Source organism: Ensifer adhaerens (assembly GCF_001270265.1).
Taxonomy (GTDB): Bacteria; Pseudomonadota; Alphaproteobacteria; order Rhizobiales; family Rhizobiaceae; genus Ensifer; species Ensifer adhaerens_B.
In genome coordinates, this window is the sequence record NZ_LGAP01000002.1 from 540,580 (window position 1) to 564,621 (window position 24,042).

At 61.8% G+C, this 24,042-nt stretch carries 23 protein-coding genes; 12 read left to right on the forward strand and 11 right to left on the reverse strand.

The window, feature by feature from the left end:
• Positions 1-139 precede the first annotated feature (139 nt).
• Positions 140-1,132, reverse strand: a complete 993-nt coding sequence (iolG, locus tag AC244_RS07390; RefSeq protein WP_053248419.1) for an inositol 2-dehydrogenase — start codon at positions 1,130-1,132, stop codon at positions 140-142.
• A gap of 352 nt (positions 1,133-1,484) precedes the next feature.
• On the opposite strand from iolG, the gene AC244_RS07395 reads away from it, so the two are divergent.
• Positions 1,485-1,739: a hypothetical protein gene (locus AC244_RS07395; RefSeq protein WP_053248126.1), complete on the forward strand. Its 255-nt coding sequence runs from the start codon at positions 1,485-1,487 to the stop codon at positions 1,737-1,739.
• A 7-nt stretch (positions 1,740-1,746) separates the two neighbouring features.
• Here AC244_RS07395 and AC244_RS07400 read toward each other — a convergent pair whose 3' ends face one another.
• Both AC244_RS07400 and AC244_RS07405 read right to left on the reverse strand, forming a co-directional pair.
• Positions 1,747-2,187 carry a hypothetical protein gene (locus AC244_RS07400; RefSeq protein ID WP_053248127.1) on the reverse strand — a complete coding sequence of 147 codons (441 nt, stop codon included), beginning with the start codon at positions 2,185-2,187 and terminating at the stop codon, positions 1,747-1,749.
• Between the two features lie 108 nt (positions 2,188-2,295).
• On the reverse strand, positions 2,296-3,279 hold the full coding sequence (locus AC244_RS07405; RefSeq protein ID WP_053248128.1) for a LysR family transcriptional regulator: 984 nt from the start codon (positions 3,277-3,279) through the stop codon (positions 2,296-2,298).
• Between the two features lie 278 nt (positions 3,280-3,557).
• On the opposite strand from AC244_RS07405, the gene chvE reads away from it, so the two are divergent.
• The 6 genes from chvE to araD all read left to right on the forward strand — a co-directional run bounded on the left by chvE (position 3,558) and on the right by araD (position 12,042).
• Positions 3,558-4,625, forward strand: coding sequence for a multiple monosaccharide ABC transporter substrate-binding protein (gene chvE, locus AC244_RS07410; RefSeq protein ID WP_053248129.1), 1,068 nt, complete (start codon positions 3,558-3,560; stop codon positions 4,623-4,625).
• A 98-nt stretch (positions 4,626-4,723) separates the two neighbouring features.
• Positions 4,724-6,259 (forward strand): multiple monosaccharide ABC transporter ATP-binding protein, encoded by a 1,536-nt coding sequence (gene mmsA / locus AC244_RS07415; RefSeq protein WP_053248130.1) that lies wholly within the window; start codon positions 4,724-4,726, stop codon positions 6,257-6,259.
• Complete coding sequence (mmsB, locus tag AC244_RS07420) at positions 6,259-7,560, forward strand: multiple monosaccharide ABC transporter permease (RefSeq protein ID WP_053248131.1); 1,302 nt, start codon at positions 6,259-6,261, stop codon at positions 7,558-7,560. Before mmsA ends, mmsB begins: the two co-directional genes overlap by 1 nt.
• A gap of 186 nt (positions 7,561-7,746) precedes the next feature.
• Positions 7,747-8,742, forward strand: a complete 996-nt coding sequence (gene araD1, locus AC244_RS07425) for an AraD1 family protein (RefSeq protein ID WP_053248420.1) — start codon at positions 7,747-7,749, stop codon at positions 8,740-8,742.
• A gap of 74 nt (positions 8,743-8,816) precedes the next feature.
• Positions 8,817-10,250 (forward strand): aldehyde dehydrogenase family protein, encoded by a 1,434-nt coding sequence (locus AC244_RS07430; RefSeq protein WP_053248132.1) that lies wholly within the window; start codon positions 8,817-8,819, stop codon positions 10,248-10,250.
• Positions 10,251-10,302: 52 nt separating this feature from the next.
• The gene (gene araD / locus AC244_RS07435; RefSeq protein ID WP_053248133.1) at positions 10,303-12,042 is read left to right on the forward strand and encodes an L-arabinonate dehydratase; all 1,740 of its coding nucleotides are present in this window, start codon (positions 10,303-10,305) and stop codon (positions 12,040-12,042) included.
• A gap of 250 nt (positions 12,043-12,292) precedes the next feature.
• Here araD and AC244_RS07440 read toward each other — a convergent pair whose 3' ends face one another.
• Complete coding sequence (locus tag AC244_RS07440; RefSeq protein ID WP_053248134.1) at positions 12,293-12,613, reverse strand: winged helix-turn-helix transcriptional regulator; 321 nt, start codon at positions 12,611-12,613, stop codon at positions 12,293-12,295.
• A gap of 127 nt (positions 12,614-12,740) precedes the next feature.
• Between AC244_RS07440 and AC244_RS36280 the strand changes: the two genes are divergently transcribed.
• Positions 12,741-13,052 (forward strand): NAD(P)-binding domain-containing protein, encoded by a 312-nt coding sequence (locus AC244_RS36280; RefSeq protein WP_152975874.1) that lies wholly within the window; start codon positions 12,741-12,743, stop codon positions 13,050-13,052.
• Between the two features lie 51 nt (positions 13,053-13,103).
• Complete coding sequence (locus AC244_RS07445) at positions 13,104-13,478, forward strand: hypothetical protein (RefSeq protein WP_053248135.1); 375 nt, start codon at positions 13,104-13,106, stop codon at positions 13,476-13,478.
• Between the two features lie 64 nt (positions 13,479-13,542).
• Here the strand turns inward: AC244_RS07445 and AC244_RS07450 are convergent, their stop codons facing one another.
• The 4 genes from AC244_RS07450 to AC244_RS07465 all read right to left on the reverse strand — a co-directional run bounded on the left by AC244_RS07450 (position 13,543) and on the right by AC244_RS07465 (position 18,048).
• Positions 13,543-14,370, reverse strand: a complete 828-nt coding sequence (locus tag AC244_RS07450; protein WP_053248136.1) for a transglutaminase family protein — start codon at positions 14,368-14,370, stop codon at positions 13,543-13,545.
• 16 nt (positions 14,371-14,386) lie between these two features.
• Positions 14,387-15,325, reverse strand: coding sequence for an alpha-E domain-containing protein (locus tag AC244_RS07455; protein WP_053248137.1), 939 nt, complete (start codon positions 15,323-15,325; stop codon positions 14,387-14,389).
• Positions 15,326-15,329: 4 nt separating this feature from the next.
• On the reverse strand, positions 15,330-16,724 hold the full coding sequence (locus tag AC244_RS07460) for a circularly permuted type 2 ATP-grasp protein (RefSeq protein WP_082366763.1): 1,395 nt from the start codon (positions 16,722-16,724) through the stop codon (positions 15,330-15,332).
• Positions 16,725-16,959: 235 nt separating this feature from the next.
• Entirely contained in the window at positions 16,960-18,048 is a 1,089-nt protein-coding gene (locus AC244_RS07465; protein ID WP_082366764.1) for a YeiH family protein, read from the reverse strand.
• A gap of 80 nt (positions 18,049-18,128) precedes the next feature.
• On the opposite strand from AC244_RS07465, the gene AC244_RS07470 reads away from it, so the two are divergent.
• The 3 genes from AC244_RS07470 (at position 18,129) to AC244_RS07480 (ending at position 20,618) form a co-directional block, all read left to right on the forward strand.
• Positions 18,129-18,998, forward strand: a complete 870-nt coding sequence (locus tag AC244_RS07470; protein WP_053248139.1) for a LysR family transcriptional regulator — start codon at positions 18,129-18,131, stop codon at positions 18,996-18,998.
• A 206-nt stretch (positions 18,999-19,204) separates the two neighbouring features.
• A complete protein-coding gene (locus tag AC244_RS07475; RefSeq protein WP_234716866.1) occupies positions 19,205-19,657 on the forward strand; it encodes a GyrI-like domain-containing protein in 453 nt (150 codons plus the stop codon).
• An 85-nt stretch (positions 19,658-19,742) separates the two neighbouring features.
• Positions 19,743-20,618 carry a DMT family transporter gene (locus tag AC244_RS07480; protein ID WP_053248141.1) on the forward strand — a complete coding sequence of 292 codons (876 nt, stop codon included), beginning with the start codon at positions 19,743-19,745 and terminating at the stop codon, positions 20,616-20,618.
• Positions 20,619-20,726: 108 nt separating this feature from the next.
• On the opposite strand, the gene AC244_RS07485 is transcribed toward AC244_RS07480, so the two are convergent.
• The 3 genes from AC244_RS07485 to AC244_RS07495 form a co-directional block, all read right to left on the reverse strand.
• Positions 20,727-22,277 (reverse strand): DEAD/DEAH box helicase, encoded by a 1,551-nt coding sequence (locus AC244_RS07485; protein ID WP_053248422.1) that lies wholly within the window; start codon positions 22,275-22,277, stop codon positions 20,727-20,729.
• 298 nt (positions 22,278-22,575) lie between these two features.
• Positions 22,576-23,679: a DNA alkylation repair protein gene (locus tag AC244_RS07490; protein WP_053248142.1), complete on the reverse strand. Its 1,104-nt coding sequence runs from the start codon at positions 23,677-23,679 to the stop codon at positions 22,576-22,578.
• Positions 23,680-23,699: 20 nt separating this feature from the next.
• Positions 23,700-23,999 (reverse strand): hypothetical protein, encoded by a 300-nt coding sequence (locus AC244_RS07495; RefSeq protein ID WP_053248143.1) that lies wholly within the window; start codon positions 23,997-23,999, stop codon positions 23,700-23,702.
• Positions 24,000-24,042: the final 43 nt, after the last annotated feature.

Here is a 24,042-nt window from a genome sequence, read left to right on the forward strand (position 1 = left end):
TGCTGCATAATTCTATCCTTGAATCGGATCCGATTTAAGGAATTATGCAGTAGGAGCGCTTCCGGTCGGAAACGCTCCAGCACTTCGTTTCTACGCATTTCCGCGCGGAAAACCGCTTGGCAGATTTCCTGGAAATGCTTTACGCGACGCTGATCTGGCGCTTTTCCACGACCGACTTCACGGCCGCGTCGGCAAGCACGAGCGCTGCCAGGCCATCCTTGCCCGACGGGGTGATTTCTGCACCCTTCTCGATCGCGGCGATGAAGCTTTCGATCTCGTTGGCATAGGCTTCGGTATAGCGGGTCATGAAGAAATCGTGCAGTGGCGGGCGGGTATAGCCTTCGCCGTTGGCGATCTCGATCGATACCGGGCGCTGGTTTTCGGCCGAGACGACACCCTTGGAGCCGTGAACCTCGATGCGCTGGTCGTAGCCATAGGTGGCGCGGCGCGAATTGGAGATGATCGCCTGCTTGCCGGATGCGGTCTGCAGGATGACGGAGACGCTGTCGTAGTCGCCGGCCTCGCCGATCGCCTTGTCGACCAGAACGGCGGCGGTTGCCGTTACCGATACCGGCTCTTCGCCCAGCAGGAAGCGAGCCATGTCGAAGTCATGGATCGTCATGTCGCGGAAGATGCCGCCCGAACGCTTGATGTAGTCGACCGGCGGCGCGCCGGGATCGCGCGACGTGATCGTGACCATTTCGACGTCGCCGATCTTGCCAGCGTCGATGGCCTTGCGCACGGCCATGAAATGCGGGTCGAAGCGGCGGTTGAAGCCGACCATCAGCTTGCCCTTGGTCTCGGCCACCACCTTCATGCAGGCTCTGACGCGATCGACATCGAGATCAATAGGCTTTTCGCAGAAGATCGCCTTACCGGCGCGGGCAAAACGCTCGATCAGGTCGGCATGGGTGTCGGTCGGCGTGCAGATGACGACGGCGTCGATATCGGCCGATTTTTCGATCGCCTCGATGGTGCGGACCTCGCAGCCATAGGCCTTGGCGATGGCATCGGCGGCGGCCGGGAAGGCATCGGCCACGGCGACGAGTACGGCATCCGGATTGCCGCTGACGGCCTTTGCATGAACCTTGCCGATGCGTCCGGCGCCCAGAAGACCAAATCTCACTGTCATCTCTGTCTCTCTCGAAATCCGGTCCTCGACCGGGAAGGTGCGTGATGATCGGCGCTCATCGCGCAAAGGCGCCGCGGAAGGGCAATTCCGCGAATCGGTCGGAAGATGTTTGTCGGCCATGCGCCGCGGATGCCGCGCGCTTTCCTCTCCCTCGCTCGACCCTTTCTCCCGCACGGCGCTCTGAACCGCCTGTTCGGAATGAAATAGTCGATGAAATAATTTTCGGAATTTTTATTCTATTTTCGTGGTGCCCGTCAAGTGCGCCGCGCGGTCGCGGGCTTGCGGCGGCAGGTGGATTTCCCCTACAACAAATCCTTTGCCGATCACGAGCGCAAGACAGCCAGAGGACAAGATGATCAAACTCATCGACCCGGACCACGCCTTTTACCGTCCCTTGTGGCGCCGGCTTTTGATCTTCCTGGTCTGCGCCGGCTGGGCGGCGCTCGAATTCTATCACGACCAGCCGTTCTTCAGCATCATCGCTCTGGCGATCGCCGCCTATGTCGGCTCTTCGCTGCTGCTTTTCTACAAGCCGACCGACAAGGCTGCAGGTGGTGAGGGCTCTGCGCCAAAAGACGAGACGCCCAAGGCCGACAACGACGCGTGAGCGGCGTTCAGGCCGCCTGCACCTGGCGTGAGGCCTCGTCGATAAGCATGTTGGCGAGTTTCATCCGCACCGTCGCATTGGCGCGGAAGTCCAGCGGCAGGCGGTCGGGATGATTGGCGGCAGCGAAGCTTCGCCGCTTGGCGGCAAGCGTCGCAAGCGTCTCCCTTTCACCAAGGTCGAGCTCCTCGGCGACTTCGGCAAGACTGGTGCGCTTGAGAAACTCCGGCATCGACTCTGTCGGGGGCGGCTCGACGAAGGACGCATCGAGATAGGCGCGCTCGACCGCGCTGCGCGCAGCCGAGGCACTATCGCTGCCGCCGGTAACGAACGTGGTTGCGAACGAAGGCGCGCGCGACGTCGCGAAGACCTCCGTTTCGGCGGTCTCTTCCTCGTCTTCTTCCGTCTTCAGCCGCTCGAGCACGGACTGAAACACCGACATTCCAAACATGGTGCCTCCGCTATCCCGGCGCAAAATGCCTGATGGAGATTATCCCAGGCTGATCAACCACGTTGATCATACCAGGCTGCTCAGACGAAGCTGATCATGCCGGGCTGATCAGGCTCGCCCCTGCTTGAGAATGAGATCGTAGAGCAGTTTGGCGCTCGGCGGCAGCGCGCGCCCCTCGGCGGTGATCAGTCCGTAGGGTTTGATTCGGATCGGGACCTCGGGCTTCAGGATACGGATCTCGCCGGCCGGGGTGCCGTTGTCGGCAATCAGGTTGGCGACATCGAGCGCCACCGGCGCCATCGCGTTGGTGGTGCGCACGATCGACAGCGTCAGGATGATCGACGAGGGGTTGATCACGGTCGCCGGCAGGCGCACGCCGGCGGACATGAAGCTGTCCTCGACCGCGCGCCGAAGCAGCGTTCCCGGCGGCTGGAACACCCAGTCGTAGGAGGGGAGATCTTCGGCGCCGGCAATGGGTTTGTCGAGCAGGGGATGGCCGTCGCGCACGATCAGGCAGACCTCCTCGTAACCGATCTCGACCATGTTGAAGAGCCGCGGGCTGAGATCGTCCGGGATGCGGCCGACGACGAAGTCGTGGCGGGCGGCGAGCAGCTCGCGCGTCAGCACATTGCTGTTTTCAATCTGGATGTTGATCTCGATGCCGGGATAGGCGGTAATGACCTGGCGGATCGCCGGAACGGCGAGATTGAGCGCCGGCCCGGTCACCGAGCCGATCGACACCGAGCCGCCGCTGCCGGTCTTCAGTTCGCTGATCTCGCGCGATGCTTCCCGCAGTTCCAGAAAGATCGTGCGCGCGCGCCGCGCCAGCGCCTGGCCGTAGCGCGTCAGCTCCACGCCGCGCGCGACTCGCTCGCAGATCGGCGCCTTCAGGATCGTCTCGATCTCGGCCAGCATGCGCGAGGCGGCGGGCTGGGAGATCCCGAGAGTCTCGGCCGCAGCGCTGATGCGACGATGATCGTCGATCGCAAGGATCAGCCTGAGGTGATTGATCTTCAGCCCTGAGCGAAAGAGCCCGGTGTCGAACTGTTCGCCGGCAATCCCTATGGTGCCGGGCTTTCCATCCTTCATCATTGTGACCAGAACCGTTTTCAGAATGTTTCAAAAATCACACTGTTTTCGAGTATTATACCAATAATGATATGCTAGCAAAGCGATATTGTATTTGACAGTTATGGCTTTTGATTCCAGTTTTTCGCCATGTGCCAGTGCATGTGGGAGCATGCGGGCGGGGAGGACTTTCCTTCACCTGGATCCACCGCCGGAGACGCGATCTCCGGGCCGGTGGATCGCTGCGCATAGGACGGGGAGGCTGCGGGCCTGCCGGCTTCAACACTTTTGGGAGAGACCTGATGAAATTGATTACTTCGCTTCTCGCAGCGGCCGCGATCTCTGTCGCGTCGTTTGCGGCGCCCGCCTTCGCACAGGACAAAGGCACGGTCGGCATTTCCATGCCGACGAAGACCTCGACCCGTTGGATCTCCGATGGCGAGACCATGGAGAAGCTGTTCAAGGAAGCCGGTTACACGCCGGACCTGCAGTTTGCCGACGATGATATTCCAAACCAGCTCGCCCAGATCGAAAACATGGTCACCAAGGGTGCCAAGGTTCTCGTCATCGGCGCCATCGACGGCACGACGCTGTCCGACATCCTGCAGAAGGCCCACGACGCCGGCGTCAAGGTCATCGCCTATGACCGCCTGATCCGCGATAGCGGCAACGTCGACTACTATGCCACCTTCGACAACTTCCAGGTCGGCGTGCAGCAGGCAACCTCGCTGGTGCAGGGCCTGAAGCTCGACGGCGCGACCGAGCCGAAGAACATCGAACTCTTCGGCGGTTCGCCGGACGATAACAACGCCTTCTTCTTCTACGACGGCGCGATGTCGGTTCTGCAGCCGCTGATCGACAGCAACAAGATCGTCGTCAAGTCCGGCCAGAAGGGCATGGACCAGGTCGGCACGCTGCGTTGGGACGGTGCCGTTGCCCAGGCCCGCATGGAAAACCTGCTGTCCTCCAACTACACCGACGCCAAGGTCGATGGCGTTCTGTCGCCCTATGACGGCCTGTCCATCGGTATCATCTCGGCCCTGAAGGGTGTCGGCTACGGCTCCGGCGACATGGCGATGCCTGCGGTCACCGGCCAGGACGCCGAACTGCCTTCGGTCAAGTCGATCCTTGCCGGCGAACAGTATTCGTCGATCTTCAAGGACACGCGCGAGCTCGCCAAGGTCACGGTCGGCATGGTCAACGCGATCATGGAAGGCAAGGAGCCTGAAGTGAACGACACCAAGACCTACGACAACGGCGTCAAGGTCGTTCCGTCCTACCTCCTGAAGCCGGTCGCCGTCGACAAGTCCAACGTCAAGGACGTGCTGGTCTCCTCCGGTTACTACACCGAAGATCAGATCAACAACTGATCGGATGACACATCGGGGGTCCGCGATCCTTCGCGGACCCTTTTTTCCCGGTGAGGGAGCCTGTACTCTCTTGCCGACTGCCGCTGGAATGACTGAACATGGACAATATCATTCTCGAAATGCGTGGCATCACCAAGACGTTTCCGGGCGTCAAGGCGCTGGACAATGTCAGCTTCAAGGTTCGCGAAGGTGAGATCCACGCTCTGGTCGGTGAAAACGGTGCCGGTAAATCGACGCTGATGAAGGTACTGAGCGGCGTCTATCCCGCCGGCACCTACGAAGGCGAGATCTACTATGACGGCGAGCCCCGCCGTTTCTCGACCATCTCCGACAGTGAACATCTCGGCATCATCATCATCCACCAGGAACTGGCGCTGGTTCCGCTGCTGTCGATCGCCGAAAACATTTTTCTCGGCAACGAGATCGCCACCAAGGGCGTCATCCACTGGCCGCAGACCTTTGCCCGCACGCAGGAACTTTTGAAGAAGGTGGGCCTGAGCGAGCCGCCGGCGACGCTGATCACCGACATCGGCGTCGGCAAGCAGCAACTGGTCGAGATCGCCAAGGCGTTGTCGAAGAAGGTGCGGCTCTTGATCCTCGACGAGCCGACCGCCTCGCTCAACGAAAACGATTCCGACGCGCTGTTGAAACTGCTGATGGAGTTTCGCGCGCAGGGCATGACCTCGATCATCATCTCGCACAAGCTGAACGAGATCCGCAAAGTCGCCGACCAGATCACCATTCTGCGCGATGGCGGCACCGTTGAAACGCTCGACTGTCAGACCGAGGATATCGGTGAAGACCGGATCATCAAGGGCATGGTCGGCCGCGCCATGGAAGACCGCTATCCTCCGCGCGAGCCCAAGATCGGCGAGACGCTGCTGGAAGTGAAGAACTGGAACGTTTTCCACCAGCATCACCGCGACCGGCAGTTCCTGCACGACGTCAACTTCACCGTGCGCGCCGGCGAAGTCGTCGGCATCGCCGGCCTGATGGGGGCGGGGCGAACCGAAACGGCGATGAGCATCTTCGGCAAGTCCTGGGGCCACAAGATCACCGGCGACGTCCTGATGCGCGGCAAGCCGGTCGACGTCAGCACCATCCCGCGCGCCATCGACGCCGGCCTTGCCTATGTCACCGAGGACCGCAAGCAGCTGGGACTCGTGCTGATCAACAACATCAAGGAGAACACGACGCTCTCCAACCTGAAGGCGGTGGCGTCAAACGGCGTCATCGACGATCGCAAGGAGGTCAAGGTCGCCTCCGACTATCGTTCGAAGCTGCGCATCCGCTCGCACTCGATCTATCAGGAAACGGTCAATCTTTCCGGCGGCAACCAGCAGAAAGTCGTGCTGTCGAAGTGGCTGTTCACCAATCCGGAAGTCCTCATTCTCGACGAGCCGACACGCGGTATCGATATCGGCGCGAAGTATGAGATCTACACCATCATCAACCAGCTTGCAGCCGAGGGCAAAGGCATCCTGATGATTTCATCGGAAATGCCGGAGCTGCTTGGAACCTGCGACCGCATCTACGTCATGAATGAGGGCCGCATCGTCGCTGAGCTTTCGAAGGCGGAAGCGAGCCAGGAATCCATCATGCGTGCCATCATGCGTTCAGGGGAGAAACACTAATGGTCGCCGATACGAGCACCCAGATAAACAAGCCCTCGATCGGGGACTATCTCAAGAACAACATCCGTGAGTACGGACTTTTGATCGCGCTCGTGATCATCATGCTGTTCTTCCAGATATTGACTGGGGGCGTGCTATTCAAGCCCGTCAACTTGACGAACCTGGTCTTGCAGAACTCGTTCATCGTCATCATGGCGCTGGGCATGCTTTTGATTATCGTCGCCGGACATATCGACCTTTCGGTCGGCTCGATCGTTGCCTTCATAGGTGGTCTATCAGCAATTATGCTGGTTAAGTGGGGAGTGCACTTCTCCATAGTTGTGCCGCTGTGTCTGATCCTTGGCGGACTGGTTGGCGCTGCGCAGGGCTATTGGGTTGCCTATCAGAAGATCCCAGCGTTCATCGTTACGCTCGCCGGGATGCTTGTGTTTCGCGGTCTGACCTATCTTGTTCTACAGAACCGGCCTATCGGCCCATTCCCGAAGGACTTCCAGCTGCTTTCAACGGGGTTTGTGCCAGACCTTTTCGGGTTCTTGGGTCCAATTTCCTTCAACACACCATGGATCCAGTTCCAGCAGTCTCTCATCGATACCAGCACATGGTCTGTTATGTGGCCTGACCCGCAGCTTGTTTTGGTCCAGTGGACCATAAACAACGTGTTTGCCCTTGTCGTTGCTTTGGTGGCCGTCGCGCTGTTGATCTACAAATCTATTGGACATCGTCGGCAGAACGAGTTGCACGGGACGGAAAACGAGCCTTTCGGTTTCTTTGTTGCGCAGATGTTGATCATCAGTGCGGTTGCAATCTTCTTCGGTTTTCAGCTCGCAACCTACCGTGGCTTGCCGAACGTGCTGGTTGTCATGGCGGTGCTGATTGCGCTCTACACCTTTGTCACTACGCGCTCGACGATCGGGCGGCGCATCTATGCCATGGGCGGCAACGTCAAGGCGGCGAAACTCTCGGGCATCAACACCGAGCGGCTGACCTTCTATACCTTCGTCAACATGGGTGTGCTCGCGGCGCTTGCCGGCATGATTATCGCCGCCCGATTGAACTCGGCGACGCCGAAGGCTGGTGTCGGCTTCGAGCTCGACGTTATTGCTGCCTGTTTCATCGGGGGCGCGTCGGCCTCGGGAGGCGTCGGCAAGATCACCGGGGCGGTGATCGGCGCTTTCATCATGGGCGTGATGAACAACGGCATGTCGATCATGGGCCTCGGCATCGACTACCAGCAACTTGTAAAGGGTCTGGTACTGCTCGCTGCCGTGTTCTTCGACGTCTACAACAAGAACAAGGGCTGACGAGACCGAACAGCCCGGATCGAACCAGTAACATTGAGCAGGCGGCTTCGGCTGCCAGGGTTGACAGCCGAAGCTGTCGGGATTGGGCGGCAACAGTCACCCGAGGGCGGCGTTTTGCCTGAGATCAGGTGAGTGCAACGGGCCCGAACGATGCAAGGCCAGAGCGATGCAAGGAAGGACAGGATCGTGCTGATTTCTCAGATCAGAAACGAAGACGGATCGACAACGGTTGCGGTGCGCGCGCCGGGTGAAACGGCCCGTGCGGTCGCCGGTGCGACGAGCGTCTATGCGCTGGCGCTGGAAGCCGCCAATGCCGGGCGCAGCCTCAAGGACACGATCGAGGCCAAGGGCCTTGGCGCGGTGGTCGATCTCGAAAAGGCCTATGCCGAAGGCCGCCTGCTGCCGCCGATCACCCACCCCGATCCGGCGCATCTGCATCTGACCGGAACGGGGCTGACACATCTCGGTTCGGCCGCAACCCGCGACGCCATGCACAAGAAGACCACCGAGGCGGCGGCGGAAACGCTGACCGACTCGATGAAGATGTTCCGCATGGGTCTTGAAGGCGGCAAGCCGAAGCCGGGCGAAACCGGCGTGCAGCCGGAATGGTTCTACAAGGGCAACGGCACTTCGGCTGTGGCGCCCGGCTCGGCGCTCGTTTCTCCCGCCTTTGCTGAAGACGGCGGCGAGGAGCCGGAGATGGCCGGCATCTATGTCATTTCCGACAAGGGTGTGCCGTTCCGCATCGGCTTTGCCGTTGCCAATGAGTTTTCCGACCACAAGACCGAGCGGGTCAACTATCTCTGGCTCGCCCACTCGAAGCTGCGCCAGGCGAGCTTTGGACCGGAAATCCGTGTCGGTGCAGCGCCGGAGGATATCAGAGGCACCTCGCGCATTCTGCGTGGCGGTGAAGTCCTTTGGGAAAAGCCGTTCCTGTCGGGCGAAGCCAACATGTCGCACAGCTTTGCCAACCTTGAACACCACCACTTCAAATACGGCCTGTTTCGCCAGCCGGGCGACGTCCACGTGCACATGTTCGGCACGGCAACGCTTTCCTTCGGCGACGGTATCCGCACCGAGGAGGGGGATGTCTTCGAGATCGAGGCAGCCGAATTCGGTCTTCCCCTGCGCAACCCGCTTGCGATCGCCGCCGACGAACAGGTCGCCATACATCAGCTCTGATATATCTGGTATGCCAGCGGCAGGCCGCTGAGGAGCGGCTACCCGCGAAAAGAAGATGAAGGAGGCTGAGGCCCATGACATTGCACCAGAACCTGATTGCCGGCGAGTGGGTTGGCGGGGATGGCGTTGCCAATATCAATCCGTCCGACACCAACGACGTGATCGGGGAGTATGCCCGCGCCTCGGCCGAGGATGCGAAGGCGGCGATTGCCGCCGCCAAGGCGGCATTTCCGGCCTGGTCGCGCTCCGGCATCCTCGAACGCCACGCCATCCTGCGAAAGACCGCCGACGAGATTTTGGCGCGCAAGGACGAACTCGGTCGGCTGCTGTCGCGTGAAGAGGGCAAGACATTGGCCGAGGGCATCGGCGAAACGGTGCGTGCGGGCCAGATCTTCGACTTCTTCGCCGGTGAGGCGCTCAGGCTGGCCGGCGAGATCATCCCCTCGGTGCGTCCGAACATCGGCGTCGAGATCACCCGCGAGCCGGTCGGCGTCGTCGGCATCATCACGCCGTGGAATTTCCCGATCGCCATTCCCGCCTGGAAGATCGCCCCGGCGCTCTGCTACGGCAACACCATCGTCTTCAAGCCGGCCGAACTGGTGCCCGGCTGCTCATGGGCGATTGTCGACATTCTCGTGCGCGCCGGCCTGCCGAAGGGTGTGTTGAACCTGGTGATGGGCAAGGGCTCGGTCGTCGGCCAGACGATGCTCGACGGTCCCGACATCCAGGCGATCACCTTTACCGGCTCGACCGGCACCGGCAAACGCGTCGCGCTGGCCTCGGTCGAGCACAATCGCAAGTACCAGCTGGAAATGGGCGGCAAGAACCCGTTCGTGGTGCTCGACGATGCCGATCTCGGCGTTGCCGTCGAAGCCGCCGTCAACTCCGCCTTCTTCTCCACCGGCCAGCGCTGCACCGCCTCGTCGCGGGTGATCGTCACCGAAGGCATTCACGACCGCTTCGTCGCGGCGATGGGCGAGCGCATGCAGGGTCTCGTCATCGACGATGCGCTCAAGGCCGGCACCCATATCGGCCCGGTGGTCGACCAGAGCCAGCTCAACCAGGACACCGACTATATCGCCATCGGCCAGCAGGAAGGCGCCAGACTCGCCTTCGGTGGCGAGCTTCTGAAGCGCGACACGCCCGGCTTCTACCTGCAGCCGGCGCTGTTTACCGAGGCAACCAATCAGATGCGTATCTCTCGCGAGGAAATCTTCGGACCGGTCGCTTCGGTGATCCGGGTGAAGGACTATGACGAGGCGCTCAGCGTGGCCAACGACACGCCGTTCGGGCTGTCGTCGGGCATTGCCACCACCAGCCTGAAACATGCGACGCATTTCAAGCGCAATGCCGAGGCCGGTATGGTGATGGTCAACCTGCCGACCGCCGGCGTCGATTTCCACGTGCCCTTCGGTGGCCGCAAGGGCTCCTCCCATGGCTCGCGCGAGCAGGGTCGCTACGCCGCCGAATTCTACACAACCGTCAAGACGGCCTACACCCTGGCTTAGAGGGCGCCGTCCAGGCCCGCGTTTCGGCGCGGGCCGCTTAAGGAAAGATAAGATGAAGAAGAAAGCTGAGTGGCCGCGCAAGTTGCGTTCGCAGGAATGGTTCGGCGGCACGGGCAAGAATGCCATCATGCACCGCTCCTGGATGAAGAACCAGGGACTGCCCGCCGACACCTTCGACGGCCGGCCGATCATCGGCATCTGTAACACCTGGTCGGAGCTGACGCCTTGCAACGCGCATCTGCGTGATCTCGCCGAGCGGGTGAAGCGCGGTGTCTACGAGGCTGGTGGCTTCCCGGTCGAATTCCCGGTCTTTTCCGTGGGCGAGAGCACGCTGCGGCCGACGGCGATGATGTTCCGCAACCTGGCGGCCATGGACGTCGAAGAGGCGATCCGCGGCAATCCGGTCGATGGCGTCGTACTGCTCGGCGGCTGCGACAAGACCACGCCGAGCCTGCTGATGGGTGCAGCCAGCGTCGACATCCCGGTCATTCTCGTTTCCGGCGGTCCGATGCTGAACGGCAAGTGGCGCGGCAAGGATGTCGGCTCCGGCACGGCCATCTGGCAGTTTTCCGAAATGGTGAAGTCCGGCGAGATGTCGCTGGACGAGTTCATGGACGCGGAACAGGGCATGGCCCGTTCGGCCGGCAGCTGCATGACCATGGGCACGGCCTCGACCATGGCGTCGATGGCGGAAGCACTTGGCATGACGCTTCCCGGCAATGCGGCAATCCCCGCCGTCGACGCTCGCCGACGGGTGATCTCCCAGCTTTCCGGCCGTCGTATCGTCGACATGGTCAAGGAAGATCTGAAACCGTCCGACATCCTGACGAGGGAAGCGTTCGAGAATGCCATCCGCGTCAACGGCGCGGTCGGCGGCTCGACCAATGCCGTGCTGCATCTTCTGGCGCTTGCCGGCCGCATCGGTGTCGAGCTGACGCTCGACGACTGGGACCGGCTCGGCCGCGACGTGCCGACGATCGTCAACCTGCAGCCGTCGGGCAAGCACCTGATGGAAGAATTCTACTACGCAGGCGGTCTGCCCGTGGTCATCAAAGCCGTCGGCGAAATGGGTCTCTTGCACAAGGATGCCTTGACGGTTACCGGCGATACGATCTGGAGCGGCGTCAAGGACGTCACCAACTACAATGACGACGTCATCGTGCCGCGCGAAAAGGCGCTGACGCAGTCGGGCGGCATCGCCGTGCTGCGCGGCAATCTCGCGCCCAAGGGCTGCGTGCTGAAGCCCTCGGCGGCATCGCCGCACCTGATGCAGCACACGGGCCGCGCCGTCGTCTTCGAAAGCATCGAGGACTATCACGCCCGCATCAACCGCGACGATCTCGACATCGACGAGACCTGCGTGATGGTGCTGAAATATTGCGGCCCGAAGGGCTATCCTGGCATGGCCGAGGTCGGCAACATGGGTCTGCCGCCGAAGGTGCTGAAGAAGGGCATCACCGACATGATCCGCATTTCCGATGCGCGCATGTCGGGCACCGCCTATGGCACCGTCATCCTGCACACCGCGCCGGAAGCTGCCGCCGGCGGCCCTCTGGCGCTGGTTGAGAACGGCGACATGATTGCCGTCGACGTTCCGGCCCGCACCATCCGGCTCGACGTTTCCGACGAGGAACTGGCCCGCCGCCGCGCGGCCTGGGTATCGCCGGTAAAGCCGCAAAAGGGCGGTTATGGCGGTCTTTACGTCAACACGGTCATGCAGGCCGATACCGGCGCCGACCTCGACTTCCTCGTCGGCGCGCGCGGTTCCGTCGTCGAACGCGACAGCCACTAAGCGCGCGGCGCGAGAGCGGATTGACCTCTCGTGCTTTACAGCGCCGCGCGTCAGACATGACGCGCTTAGGACGCTGTAACACCTTAAGCTTGCTGCATAATTTTCTCCTTAAATCGTTTCCGATTTAAGGAATTATGCAGTAGGCCCATGCTCCTACGAATGTCGCACCGTGATTGCGGTGCGACAGTACCGTGTCGGCTGAGCTATGCTGTTCTCTGAAGAGCCAGTTAAGCATGGTTGTGCAGCGGCCTTAAGCATCGGCACGGGATGGGAATTGTTCAGCCCAGTGGCATAGTCCCTCTGCTCCTGCGTTGAGTGCTGCTCCGCTTTCCGTCAACGAATAGACGACCTTGGTCGGAGATCCCGGATAGACTTTTCGGTTCACAAGCCCGTCAGCCTCCAGTTCGCGCAATTGCTGCGTCAGCATCTTTTCACTGATCGCCGGGATCGACTGTCGCAGCCGGCCAAACCTGCGGGGCGCGACGCCGAGCTCGCAAAGGATGTTTATCTTCCACTTACCCGCGACCATCTTCATGGCTGTCGAAAAGCCGTTGTCCGCAGGCTTGTTCATCTCTTTCTCCTTACCGGCTGGTAACCACTTACGGCTCCGTGCGTATTGGCGTCACACCGTCCACATCGTAGGTTTCCTCCAACGGCAAGCGTGCCGAGCATTGCGCGGCTCAATATGGAGTGTCGGAATGAAGCCTGCAATCCGTGTTTTGGGAGCCGGTCGTATGGGATCGGCGCTCGCTCTCGCACTGATTCAGGCTGGATACCGCACGACGATCTGGAACAGGACAACAGAAAAGATCAGGCCGTTGGCTGCTGCCGGCGCGACCGTCGCGGCAGTTGGCCGTATGGCTGTCAGCTGTTTGCGGCAAACGAAGCAGGATGCGCTCGGGCCTTGTCGTCCGAGCATGGGTCTACCGCATGTTTCCTTAAATCGTAGCCGATTTAAGGCTGAAAACATGCAGCAATTCAAAATGCTACAGCGACCTTTGCGCGTCTGATAAGACGCGCGGCGCTGTAGTCAGACCAATGATCTACAGGAGCGGAATAGAATGCCTTTAACTCATCTCATCGATTCGTATTGTGCTGCCTGGTCGAAGGAGGACGCCCAGCAGCGGCGGGCGTTGCTGTTACCGATCTGGAGCGATGGCGCCACGTACACTGATCCAACAGTTCATGCTGCCGGCGCAGAAGAATTGCTCGCGCACATCGCAGGAATTCAGGCCAAGCATCCCGGTGCACGCATCATACGGACAAGCGACGTCGATGTTCATCATGGGATCGCCCGCTTCGGGTGGAAGTTTGTGATGCCTGATGGGTCATCCTTCCCTGAGGGTTTGGACATCGCATTCCTCGACCCTGGCCAGGAGCGATTAACACGTATCGTCGGCTTTTTTGGGCCGTTGGTAAGGTCTCCAGTGTCGTAGGCCACAATGCCGTGCAGTTGCAGCCCCAACCGGCGATGAGGGCTTTGGCTGGTGGCAGGACATCCTACTGACTTTGCGTCTGGCTCTGGTTTTGCGCCTGCTGCTCGACGGTCACCGATACCTTCAGCGTCTCGTTTGCTTCACCGTGGATCAGGCCGGATATCGGGGCGGCATCGCGGTAGCAGAGGCCAGACGCGATGCGCACATAACGATCGTCCGGGCAGATCTTGTTGGCCGCATCGAAGCCGACCCAGCCAAGGCCGGGCAGATGCACCTCGGCCCAGGCGTGGCTTGCGCTCTGCTCCGGTTGCCCCTCCATCATCAGGTAGCCCGAGATGTAGCGCGCCGGCATGTCGAGCGAGCGGGCCGCCGAGATCATGATATGGGCATGATCCTGGCAGACGCCATGGCCGCTCTCCAGCGCATCCTCGGCCGCCGTCTCCGCGTGGGTTTCGCCGGCCTTGTACTCCACCGCCTCATGGATCATCGCCATCAGCGCGTGCATGCGGGCAAGATCGGTCTCGCCCTCGGCCGATTTCGCCAGATCGCGGATCAGCTTGCCCGCCTTGGTCAGCGGCGTTTCGCGGGCATAGAGCCAAAGCGGCACGTAGGACTGGTGCGGCCCGAAGACACCGGCGCGATCCTCGGTGTGGACCTCGCCGCTCGCGGTGATGTGGATCGCCTCTCGGTCGCCGTCAACACTGACGAGATGGACGCGGTTGCCGAAGTGATCGTCGTAGCTCACCTCGATCGCCGCGCCGTCGATGAGCGTCTGCCAGCCGAGCACGGTCTGGCCGACCCCCGTGATCGGCGTGAGGCGCAGCCGCTGCAGCGCATACTGCACCGGCTCGTCGTAGTGGTATTCGGTCGTATGGCTGATTTTCAGGTGCATGCTGTTCTCCCGAAACTCAGTTGAAGCGATAACCGTCGGAGATTTCCTGCCCCAGACGGTTGTTCTGGCTGATGAAATCCTCGAGATATTCGTGCAGGCCCTGGTCCATGATGTCGGTGATCGAGCGGCTGCGCAGCGCCGCCAGCGTGCGCTCCGCCGTTTCGTGCGCCTCGTGGCGCTCGCCATATTCCCGCTCGAGATAGCCGAGGTTGCTGGCGATCTTCTCGTAGCAATAGGCGAGCGATCGCGGCATGCGACCGTTGGAGATCAGGAAATCGGCGATGTTGGCCGGCTTCAGCTCGGCGTCATAGACCCAGCCATAGGCGCGGTGGGCCGAGACCGAGCGCAGGATCGATTCCCACTGCACGTTGTCCATCGACGAGCCGACGGCGGCGACCGCCGGCAGCAGCACGTAGTATTTGACGTCGAGGATGCGCGCGGTGTTGTCGGCCCGCTCGATGAAGGTGCCGATGCGCGAGAAGTTGAAGATCTCGTTCCTGAGCATGGTGCCGTGGAAGGCGCCGCGGATGAGGCCGGCACGACGCTTGATCGTATCGATGATCTCCGGCATGTCGGTCGGGCGCGCCTTCTTGGAGAGCATCGCTTTCATCTCGAGGTAGCATTCGTTGGTTGCTTCCCAGGTTTCGCGCGTCAGTGCCGTGCGAACCATGCGGGCGTTGTGGCGACCCGCCTCGATGCAGGACATCACGCTCGACGGATTGGCGCGGTCGCGCAGCAGGAAGTCGATGGCGTCGATGCTCGTCAGCGTTTCGTGCACTTCGTCGTAAAGTTCGCGCACGCCGGCGCTTTGCAGCACGCCGTCCCAATCACCCTCCGTCGCCCCGCTGCGGGTCAGGGCCATGCGCAGGCCGGCGTCGATCAGCCGGGCGCTGTTTTCGGCGCGTTCAATGTAGCGGAACATCCAGTAGAGACCGTTTGCAGTTCTTCCCAACATGGTCTCAGTCCTCCAGTACCCAGGTGTCCTTGGTCCCGCCGCCCTGGCTGGAGTTCACGACGAGTGAACCAGCCTTGAGGGCGACGCGCGTCAGGCCACCGGGAATGATCTGCACCTTGTCGGAGACAAGGACATAGGGACGAAGATCCACATGCCGGGGCGCGATGCCTTTGTTGACGAGGATGGGCACGGTCGACAGCGACAGCGTCGGCTGGGCGATGTAGTTGGTCGGGCGGGCTTTCAGCTTTTCAGCGAAGAGGGCGCGCTCCTTCTTGCTGGCGGTCGGGCCGACCAGCATGCCGTAGCCGCCGGAGCCGTGCACCTCCTTGACCACCAGTTCTTCCAGGTGTTCGAGCACGTATTTGAGGCTCTGCGGCTCGGAACAGCGCCAGGTCGGCACGTTTTCAAGCAGCGGCTTGCGGCCGGTGTAGAACTCGACGATTTCGGGCATGTAGGAATAGATCGCCTTGTCGTCGGAAATGCCGGTGCCCGGCGCATTGGCGATGGTGATGTTGCCGGCACGGTAGACATCCATGATGCCGGGAACGCCGAGCGCAGACTCCGGCCGAAATGTCAGAGGATCGAGGAAGTCGTCGTCGACGCGGCGATAGAGCACGTCGATCGCCTCGTAGCCGCGCGTGGTGCGCATCTTCACCTTGCCGTCAATGACGCGCAGGTCCGACCCCTCGACCAGTTCGACGCCCATCATGTCGGCGAGGAAAGCATGTTCGTAATAGGCGGAGTTGTAGATGCCGGGGGTAAGAACGGCAACGCGCGGCTTGCCACTGCAGCCGGGAGGCGCCAGCGACGCCAGGCTCTGGCGCAAGAGGTAGGGATAGTTTTCGACCGGGCGCACGCGGTTCTGATGGAAGAGTTCTGGGAACATCTGCATCATCGTTTCGCGGTTTTCCAGCATGTAGCTGACGCCTGACGGCGTGCGGGCATTGTCCTCGAGTACGTAGAACTGATCCTCGCCGGTGCGCACGATGTCGGTGCCGACGATATGGGTGTAGACGCCGCCCGGCGGCCGGAAGCCGATCATCTGCGGCAGGAAGGCCACGTTCTTCTCGATCAGCTCGCGTGGCACGCGGCCGGCGCGGATGATCTCCTGCTTGTGGTAGATGTCATCGAGAAAGGCGTTGAGCGCGATGACCCGCTGTTCGATGCCCTGGGCGAGCTTGCGCCATTCTCGGCCGGAAATGATGCGGGGGATGAGGTCGAAGGGGATGAGTTTTTCGGAGGAGTCTGCGTGTCCGTAGACTGCGAAGGTGATGCCGGTTTTCCGGAAGATATTCTCGGCGTCCTTTGATTTCGTTATGAGCCGATTTCTGTCCTGGCTGGCATACCATTCATGATAGGTCGAATATGGCTGGCGCGGACTGCTGTCCGCATTCATCATTTCGTCAAATGCCAAAGGCGTGGTCCCCTTATTTTTGACCATTTGAGTACAACGCTGGATGCAATGCAAGAAGCGTGCACAGTCGCGGGACAAGAAAGTTTTGGCGCGCTATTCCGGCTCTTGCGGGGAAAGAGATGCCCAACAATGGGGCGGTGGCGGTCTGCCACCGAATGCGGCTCGATCTCGGCGTCTTAGAAAATAAGCAAATGCTTGAAATTTGGGCGCGCCCGGGAGACTAGCCGAGACCGAAAACGGTGATCGCTGCGGCTGCCAAGCCGGCCAGCACCAGAAGCGACAGCATGGCGGCGGCACTGGCGCGCGGGCCGGCGTCGGCCAGCTTGCGGATGTCGACTTCCAGGCCGAGTGCCGCCATGGCGATGACGGTCAGCCATGTGGCGAGGCGCGCAGCGCCAGTGGCGGCCGCGTCAGGGATCATTCCGCTGTTTCGGGCCACCGCGACGGCGAGGAACCCGAGAATGAACCACGGGACGAAATGCGCAAACGTGGCGAGGCGGGCACGGCGCTTGCCGGCGGGCAGGCTTGGCGCCAGCGGATGGGTTTCTCCTTCGCGGTTGATGATCGAGAAGCACAGCACGACCGGGCCAAGCATCAGCACGCGAACGAGCTTGACCAGCGTGCCGACCTGCACGGACAGCGCGCTGAACGGAGCGGCCGCCGCCAGCACTTGCGGCACGGCATAGACGGTCATGCCGGCCAGCACGCCGAAGCCATAGGGCGACATGCCGAACCAGCCGCCGATCAACGGCAGGGACAGGACGACGGCAATGCCGAGGATCGCGGTGAACGAAATGGCGGCGGCGACTTCATCGCCTTCCGCACCGATTGCCGGTGCGACGGCGGCGATCGCCGAGTTGCCGCAGATGGCATTGCCGCAGGCAATCAGCGTCGCCATTCGCTTCGGCAGGCCAAGCAACCGCGCGATCAGATAGCCGGAGACGATCGAGAGAAAGACGATACCGACGATGGTGGCCAGCAGCAGCGGGCCGCTGGCCAGGATCGCCTTGAAGCTGAGCGTTGCGCCGATCAGGACGATCGCCGCCTCCAGCAGCAGCTTGGAGGAAAAGCGGATGCCGGCCATCCAGCGATCGCCGGGCGTCCAGAAGGCGCGCAGGAAGGCGCCGAGAAGGATGGCGATAACCAGCGCTTCCAGCCATGGCCGACCGGTCCAACGCGCCTCGAACCGTTCAAGGCCGAAGGCGGCGAGTGCTATGAGGCAACAGAGGATCAAACCCGGCGCGATGCGCGCTATGCGGGAAAGGAGCGTGGATGCGGGGGCGCTCGATGGGGGATGCGATGTGGACATGGCCGCAACCTAGTCCGATTGATAAATCTGTCTAACGGATTGTTCTTGTCAATCTGATCGGTTTTTGCGATTGATTTTCTATGACCCTCGACCAACTTCGCATTTTTGTAGCTGTCGCGGAGCGCCTGCATATGACGCGCGCCGCTGAGGCAATGAACGTCACGCAGTCGGCCGCCAGTGCGGCGATCGCCGCGCTTGAAACGCAGCACGACGTCAGGTTGTTCGATCGGGTCGGCCGTGGGTTGGCGTTGACGGAGGCTGGGACAGCCTTTCTGCCTGAGGCGAAAGCCGTTCTCGCGCGGGCCATGGCGGCAACCGCCTGCCTCAACGATCTGTCCGATCTGCGCCGCGGCACGCTTGTGATCGCCGCAAGCCAGACGGTGGCAAGCTACTGGCTGCCCGCCCGTCTCGCGCGCTTCACCCATGATTATCCGCACATCGACGTGAAGCTGACCGTGCGCAACACGGCGGTTGTCGCCGAGGCGGTCGAGGAAGGAACAGCGCAGCTCGGTTTCGTCGAGGGCAGGGTCGATGCGGAGAAGCTGGACCATCGCAGCGTGGCGGTCGATCGCATCGCCATCTATGCGCCGCCCGGCCATGCGCTTGCCGGCGGGCCAGTCAATCTTGACGCGCTGCTTTCCGCGCGCTGGATGCTGCGCGAAGAAGGATCGGGGACGCGGGCAATGTTCCTGCAATCGATGCAGGCGCATGGTGCGGATATTGATCAGCTGAAGGTCGAACTCGAGCTTCCGTCGAACGAGGCGGTGCTGACGGCCGTCGAGAGCGGTCCCTTCATCACCGCCGTCTCGAAGCTTGCCGCCCAGCCCTTCGTCGATAGCGGCCGGCTCGTGGAACTGCCGTTCGAGCTTGCGGAACGCAGCTTCGAACTGCTGACGCATCGCGACCGCCAGTTCAGCCGAGCGGCGCGCGCCTTCGTCGATTTGCTCTGACGGCCGGCTCGGCAAAGGCGATTGCCATTCAGTGCAACTGGACTATCAATAGATGCGGTTACCGGAGACGGCGCCCATTTCACTGCAAAGTTCCTTAAGGCGGTATCGATTTAAGGGGAAAATATGCCGCGAGTTTGAAGTGTTACAGCGTCCTTTGCGCGTCGTACATGACGCGCGGCGCTGTAGTCTCGCAAGAGGTGACAACCGTGTTCGAAATCGTGGAAAGACCAGCGCAGCGGATCGCGGGTTCGTTCTGGGAGGGGACTTTCGGGGAGGCGGCGGATGGTGCGGTTCGCCGCCTGATCGCGGCGATGCAGGAGCATCATCTGCGACTGCATCCGAAGGAGCATCCGACGCTCGTCGGCCTGTCCTGGAACGATCGTCCGGACGGCTTCCGCTACCTCGTCGGCTTCGTTTCGCAGACGGCGGAAGCGACCAGCCATCCTGGTTACGTCGACCTGCCGGCCATGCGCTTCGTCAGCGCCATGCATCACCCTGACGATGGTGACGCTTTCGCGCATTATCAGCGGATGTTCGACTGGATCGCCGCGGAAGGGCTGGCGGTCGACACAAGTGCGCTTCACTTTCGCGAGGAATATGAGCCGGGCTTTGTTTCACTCTCGCTCTCGTCGCTACGGCTGATGGTTCCGATCGGCTGATCCTCAGTATCAGAAAAATTGCTTTGACCATCAACGCCCCCGCGTCTATCGCGGCTGACCTCCCTTTGTCCGTTCGGATAGGTCAATGACGCTCGCCCGCCTGGCTCCGGCCATCTTCGTACTGCTCTGGTCGACCGGCTGGGTCGTCGCCAAATATGCGGCCGCCTTTGCCGATCCGCTGACGTTTCTGGTGTTGCGCTACAGCCTGGCGATCCTGCTCTTCATCGGCTTCTGCCTCGTGACCGGGGCGAAATGGCCGAAGTCCTGGTCGGCGGCCGCCCATGCGGTCATCTCGGGCATGTTTTTGCACGGGCTCTATCTCGGCGCCGTGTGGTGGGCGATCGGGCAGGGCGTGCCCGCCGCGATCTCGGGCATCATCGCCGGGCTGCAGCCGTTGATGACGGCCATTGCCGCCTCCGTCGTCATCGACGAGAAGCTCAGCGTTCAGCAGAAACTCGGGCTCGTGCTCGGCTTTTTCGGCATCGCGCTTGCCGTACTGCCAAAGGTGCTTTCGATCGATATGGGTGCAACGCCGATCCACCTGTTCCCGGTGATCATCAACGTGCTGGGCATGGCCGCCGTCACCTATGGCACGCTTTATCAGAAGCGACATCTTCAGAGTGGCGACATCCGCACGATCGCAGCGCTTCAATATCTCGGCGCGTTGATAGTCACAATTCCGCTGGCCCTGATGCTGGAGGACCTGCACGTCACCTGGAACCTGCAGATCTTTGCAGCGGTTGCGTGGTCGGTGCTGGGGCTTTCCATGGGTGCAATCGCGCTCCTGCTCTATCTCATCCGCCGTGGCCAGGTGTCGCGCGCCGCCTCGCTCATCTATCTCGTGCCGCCGCTGGCGGCCGTCCAGGCGTGGCTGTTCTTCGGCGAGGCGCTGACGCTGCCGATGATCATCGGCACGGTCATTGCCGTTGCCGGCGTTTACCTGACCAACCGCAAACAGTAGGCATAAAAAACGGCGGGCCGAAGCGGCCCGCCGTTTTTATCTCTTTGTTTCTACGTATTTCCTGACGGAAACCGCTTCACACTTTATTCCTGGAAATGCTCGTGCAGATCAGGCCTGCGGGCCGCGGTTGCCGCCGCCGGCGCCACGACGCATGCCGCCCTGGCCACCTTCGCGGCGGTCGCCGCCCTGGCCTTCGGGACGCGGGCCCTTGTTGCGCCATTCGCCCGGCTTCTGGCCGGGACGACCGTGGTGCTTCTTGGCTTCGTGGTTGCGGTTGCCTTCCGAACGACCTTCGGCATGGCCCTGGCCGGCCGGGCGCTGGCCACGGTGTTCCGCCTTCTGCGGACGGTCGTCGCGCAGGAGGTCGTCACCGGCAAAGCTGCTCGGAGCGAGTGCCGACTGGCGAGCCGGACGCTCGCGACGCGGACGGGATTCCTGTCGCTGGCCGCCGCCATTGCCGCGGTGCTGGCCGTTGCCATTGCCGTTGCCGCGGCCGCCGCGTCCCTTGGACGGACGGGCCTGGTCGGCAGGCGCTTCGCCGCTGGCGACAGCGATGTTGATGCCCATCAGCTTCTCGATGTCGCGAAGCAGACGGATTTCGTCCGGTGCGCAGAAGGCGATCGCAATGCCGTCGCGGCCGGCGCGGGCGGTACGGCCGATGCGGTGAACATAGGCGTCCGGAACTTCCGGCAGGTCGTAGTTGTAGACGTGGGTGACGCCGGGGATGTCGATGCCGCGGGCTGCGACGTCGGTTGCGACAAGCACGCGGATCTCACCGTCACGGAAGGACTTGAGGGCACGCTCGCGCTGGCCTTGGCTCTTGTTGCCGTGGATCGAGGCGGCCTTGAAGCCGACGTGGTCGAGATGCTTCATCAGCTTCTCGGCGCCATGCTTGGTGCGGCTGAAGATCAGCGACAGGCCATCCGGATTGTCGGTCAGGGTCTTCTTGAGGATGGTCGTCTTCAGGTCCTTGCCGGGAACGAAGTGAACATACTGTTCAACCTTGTCGGCGGCCTTGCCCGGAGGCGTCACTTGAACCTTGACCGGGTCGGTCAGATACTCGCCGGCGAGTTCGGCAATCAGCTTCGGCATCGTCGCAGAGAACAGCAGCGTCTGGCGGTTCTTAGGCACGAGCTTGGAGATTTTGCGCAGGTCATGGATGAAGCCGAGGTCGAGCATCTGGTCGGCTTCGTCGAGCACGAGGTAGCGACCCTGGGTCAGCGTCACGGCCTTGCGGTTGATGAGGTCGAGCAGGCGACCCGGCGTTGCGACGAGGATGTCGACGCCGCGGGCGAGCTGTTCGGTCTGCTTGTTGATCGAGACGCCGCCGACGACAACGCCGATTTTCAGCGGGGACTTCTTGACGAACAGCTTGAGGTTGGCAGCGATCTGGTTGACCAGTTCGCGGGTCGGCGCCAGCACCAGGGCGCGGATGTTGCGCGGGTCGGGACGCTTGCCGTCGGCAACGAGCTTTTCGATCATCGGCAGGCCAAAGGCGGCGGTCTTGCCGGTTCCGGTCTGGGCGAGACCAATCAAGTCGTGGCCCTTCAACACCAGCGGAATGGCCTGCGCCTGGATCGGCGTCGGCTTTTCAAAGCCGTTGGCGGACAGGGTCTCCAGAATGTGTTCGGAAAGACCAAGATCTTTAAAGGTGGACAAATGCATATACCTTTTGGGGGCGCCAAACGCATTCGCCGGAACCGCAGTCTGCTGTTCCGGTGTCGTTCGGCGTCAAGAACCCCGCGTGAATTGGGAACTTGTGGGTTAAGAAAAAAGTCGTCAAGCGCCTGTGCTGTCGCCGGTTACGGCGTATGGGTGCGCTTTTCCTTCTTCACGGCTTTCTGTGGTGCCGAGGGCGCGCTCACGCGGCGGCCTGAAGGTGACGCTGCGTCCATGTCGTCGTTTTGGCCCCAAAAGTCAAGGTGCATCTTTTCGCAGGTGCGAAATGAGGTGGGGGCTATTCGTCCACCGCCAGCTCGAAATCGGCGTCGGCAGCCTCCTGGCCGTTGACGAGGATCACCACGCGATGGGCGCCAGGATAGTAACGGCGGGTTGTGATCGGCCGGATGGCGTGACGCTTCTTGATCTCGATCGTCGCGCCCGGCTCCAGCGTCGCTGATGTCCATTTGAACACTTTGGGCGAGGTCGTGCCATTGGCTTTGCGATGGTGCACGGCATAGTCGATCATAATCTTCTGGGCCGTCTTTGCGGTGTGCCTGACCGCGAGCTTGAACACGAGGCTTTCCCCGAGGGCGATCTCCGACCGGTCGAGCGAGAATGCAGCATCGATGCCGGAGGGCGCCGCAAAGCCGAAGTTCGAAAAGGCTGCCTCATGGCCCTGCTTTAGAAGCGTTCGCGACGCGTGGCGCAGCAATTGCCGCCGCTCCGGTGAGGCGCCTGCCATGTGTTCGGCGACGAAGCCTGCCACCAGATCGGGGTGATCCTTGGCGATGTCGTTGAGGCTGTTGGCGACCGAGCGGCGCACATAGTCTTCCGGGTCGTCGATGAGGGCCGTCAGGATCGGCAGGATAGGCTCGGGATTGCGGATGAGCTTCGGCAGCCGCATCGCCCAGGGCAGGCGAGGGCGCGTGCCTTCGCTTGCCAGACGCCTGACATGGTGATTGGCGTCGGTGACCCATGAGCCGATGATCGTGAGCGCCCGTTCCTGATCCTGGTCGATGAACACGCGGATGCCGAACTCGGCGGTGAAGTGCGGCGTCAAAGCGCGCAGCAGCGACAGCGAGAGCTCGAAATCGCCGAGCCCTCGCACCGCGACATATTGGCTGATGGGCAGCAAAGCCCAGCCGCTGAGGCCGGTCCTTCCGTCGGAAGGCAGGCAGTCGCCAAGGGTTGCCGCGGCTTGCGGAAAGGACTGCGGCAGGGTTTCGATGAGCGCATCGCGGATCTGCAGCGATCGTTGCATCAGTTCCAGCGCGTCGAGATTGTCGCCGGCAAGTGACGTGAACCTTCCGCGGTCGAATGTCGGGCGGACCGCGCTCAGGCGGTCGGCGATGGTGGCGACGACGCCCGGATGCAGCAGGTTTTTCAGTGGCTCCGCCATCTCTCGGTCTTCTCCCCGGCTCAGATCTGTTGCTCGACGGCAAAGTGCTGCATCAGCATTACCGCGCTGATTGCTGCCATGTAAGGAGCGAAATCCGGATCGCGACGCACGCGCTCGCCTGCGGATTTGGCGGCGTCGAGCGTTTCCCACTCGACCAGATCCGCAAGCATGCCGGGCGTTTCGCACGAGCCGACGGCTCGCCAGGAAATGAAGCCGGGATAGTGGGAAATGGCCTGCATCGCCCGTTGGCGCGCCGCTGTGGCTGCCGGCTTGTCCGCAACGATGCAGACGGCGAGTTCGAGGATATTCTGGGCGGTCATTGCATGCTCCACGTTGATTGCCGCTTGACTTAATCACAGATCA

Excerpts from the sequence above, each read along its gene's own strand:
- AC244_RS07400 (WP_053248127.1), bottom strand. The coding sequence starts at position 2,187 with ATGTTTGGAATGTCGGTGTTTCAGTCCGTGCTCGAGCGGCTGAAGACG.
- AC244_RS07405 (WP_053248128.1), bottom strand. The coding sequence starts at position 3,279 with ATGATGAAGGATGGAAAGCCCGGCACCATAGGGATTGCCGGCGAACAG.
- AC244_RS07495 (WP_053248143.1), bottom strand. The coding sequence starts at position 23,999 with ATGACCGCCCAGAATATCCTCGAACTCGCCGTCTGCATCGTTGCGGAC.
- mmsA (WP_053248130.1), top strand. The coding sequence starts at position 4,724 with ATGGACAATATCATTCTCGAAATGCGTGGCATCACCAAGACGTTTCCG.
- araD (WP_053248133.1), top strand. The coding sequence starts at position 10,303 with ATGAAGAAGAAAGCTGAGTGGCCGCGCAAGTTGCGTTCGCAGGAATGG.
- AC244_RS07460 (WP_082366763.1), bottom strand. The coding sequence starts at position 16,724 with ATGATGAATGCGGACAGCAGTCCGCGCCAGCCATATTCGACCTATCAT.
- chvE (WP_053248129.1), top strand. The coding sequence starts at position 3,558 with ATGAAATTGATTACTTCGCTTCTCGCAGCGGCCGCGATCTCTGTCGCG.
- mmsB (WP_053248131.1), top strand. The coding sequence starts at position 6,259 with ATGGTCGCCGATACGAGCACCCAGATAAACAAGCCCTCGATCGGGGAC.
- iolG (WP_053248419.1), bottom strand. The coding sequence starts at position 1,132 with ATGACAGTGAGATTTGGTCTTCTGGGCGCCGGACGCATCGGCAAGGTT.
- AC244_RS07480 (WP_053248141.1), top strand. The coding sequence starts at position 19,743 with ATGACGCTCGCCCGCCTGGCTCCGGCCATCTTCGTACTGCTCTGGTCG.
- AC244_RS07445 (WP_053248135.1), top strand. The coding sequence starts at position 13,104 with ATGCCTTTAACTCATCTCATCGATTCGTATTGTGCTGCCTGGTCGAAG.
- AC244_RS36280 (WP_152975874.1), top strand. The coding sequence starts at position 12,741 with ATGAAGCCTGCAATCCGTGTTTTGGGAGCCGGTCGTATGGGATCGGCG.
- AC244_RS07440 (WP_053248134.1), bottom strand. The coding sequence starts at position 12,613 with ATGAACAAGCCTGCGGACAACGGCTTTTCGACAGCCATGAAGATGGTC.
- AC244_RS07395 (WP_053248126.1), top strand. The coding sequence starts at position 1,485 with ATGATCAAACTCATCGACCCGGACCACGCCTTTTACCGTCCCTTGTGG.
- AC244_RS07470 (WP_053248139.1), top strand. The coding sequence starts at position 18,129 with ATGACCCTCGACCAACTTCGCATTTTTGTAGCTGTCGCGGAGCGCCTG.
- AC244_RS07490 (WP_053248142.1), bottom strand. The coding sequence starts at position 23,679 with ATGGCGGAGCCACTGAAAAACCTGCTGCATCCGGGCGTCGTCGCCACC.
- AC244_RS07455 (WP_053248137.1), bottom strand. The coding sequence starts at position 15,325 with ATGTTGGGAAGAACTGCAAACGGTCTCTACTGGATGTTCCGCTACATT.
- AC244_RS07430 (WP_053248132.1), top strand. The coding sequence starts at position 8,817 with ATGACATTGCACCAGAACCTGATTGCCGGCGAGTGGGTTGGCGGGGAT.
- AC244_RS07465 (WP_082366764.1), bottom strand. The coding sequence starts at position 18,048 with ATGTCCACATCGCATCCCCCATCGAGCGCCCCCGCATCCACGCTCCTT.
- AC244_RS07450 (WP_053248136.1), bottom strand. The coding sequence starts at position 14,370 with ATGCACCTGAAAATCAGCCATACGACCGAATACCACTACGACGAGCCG.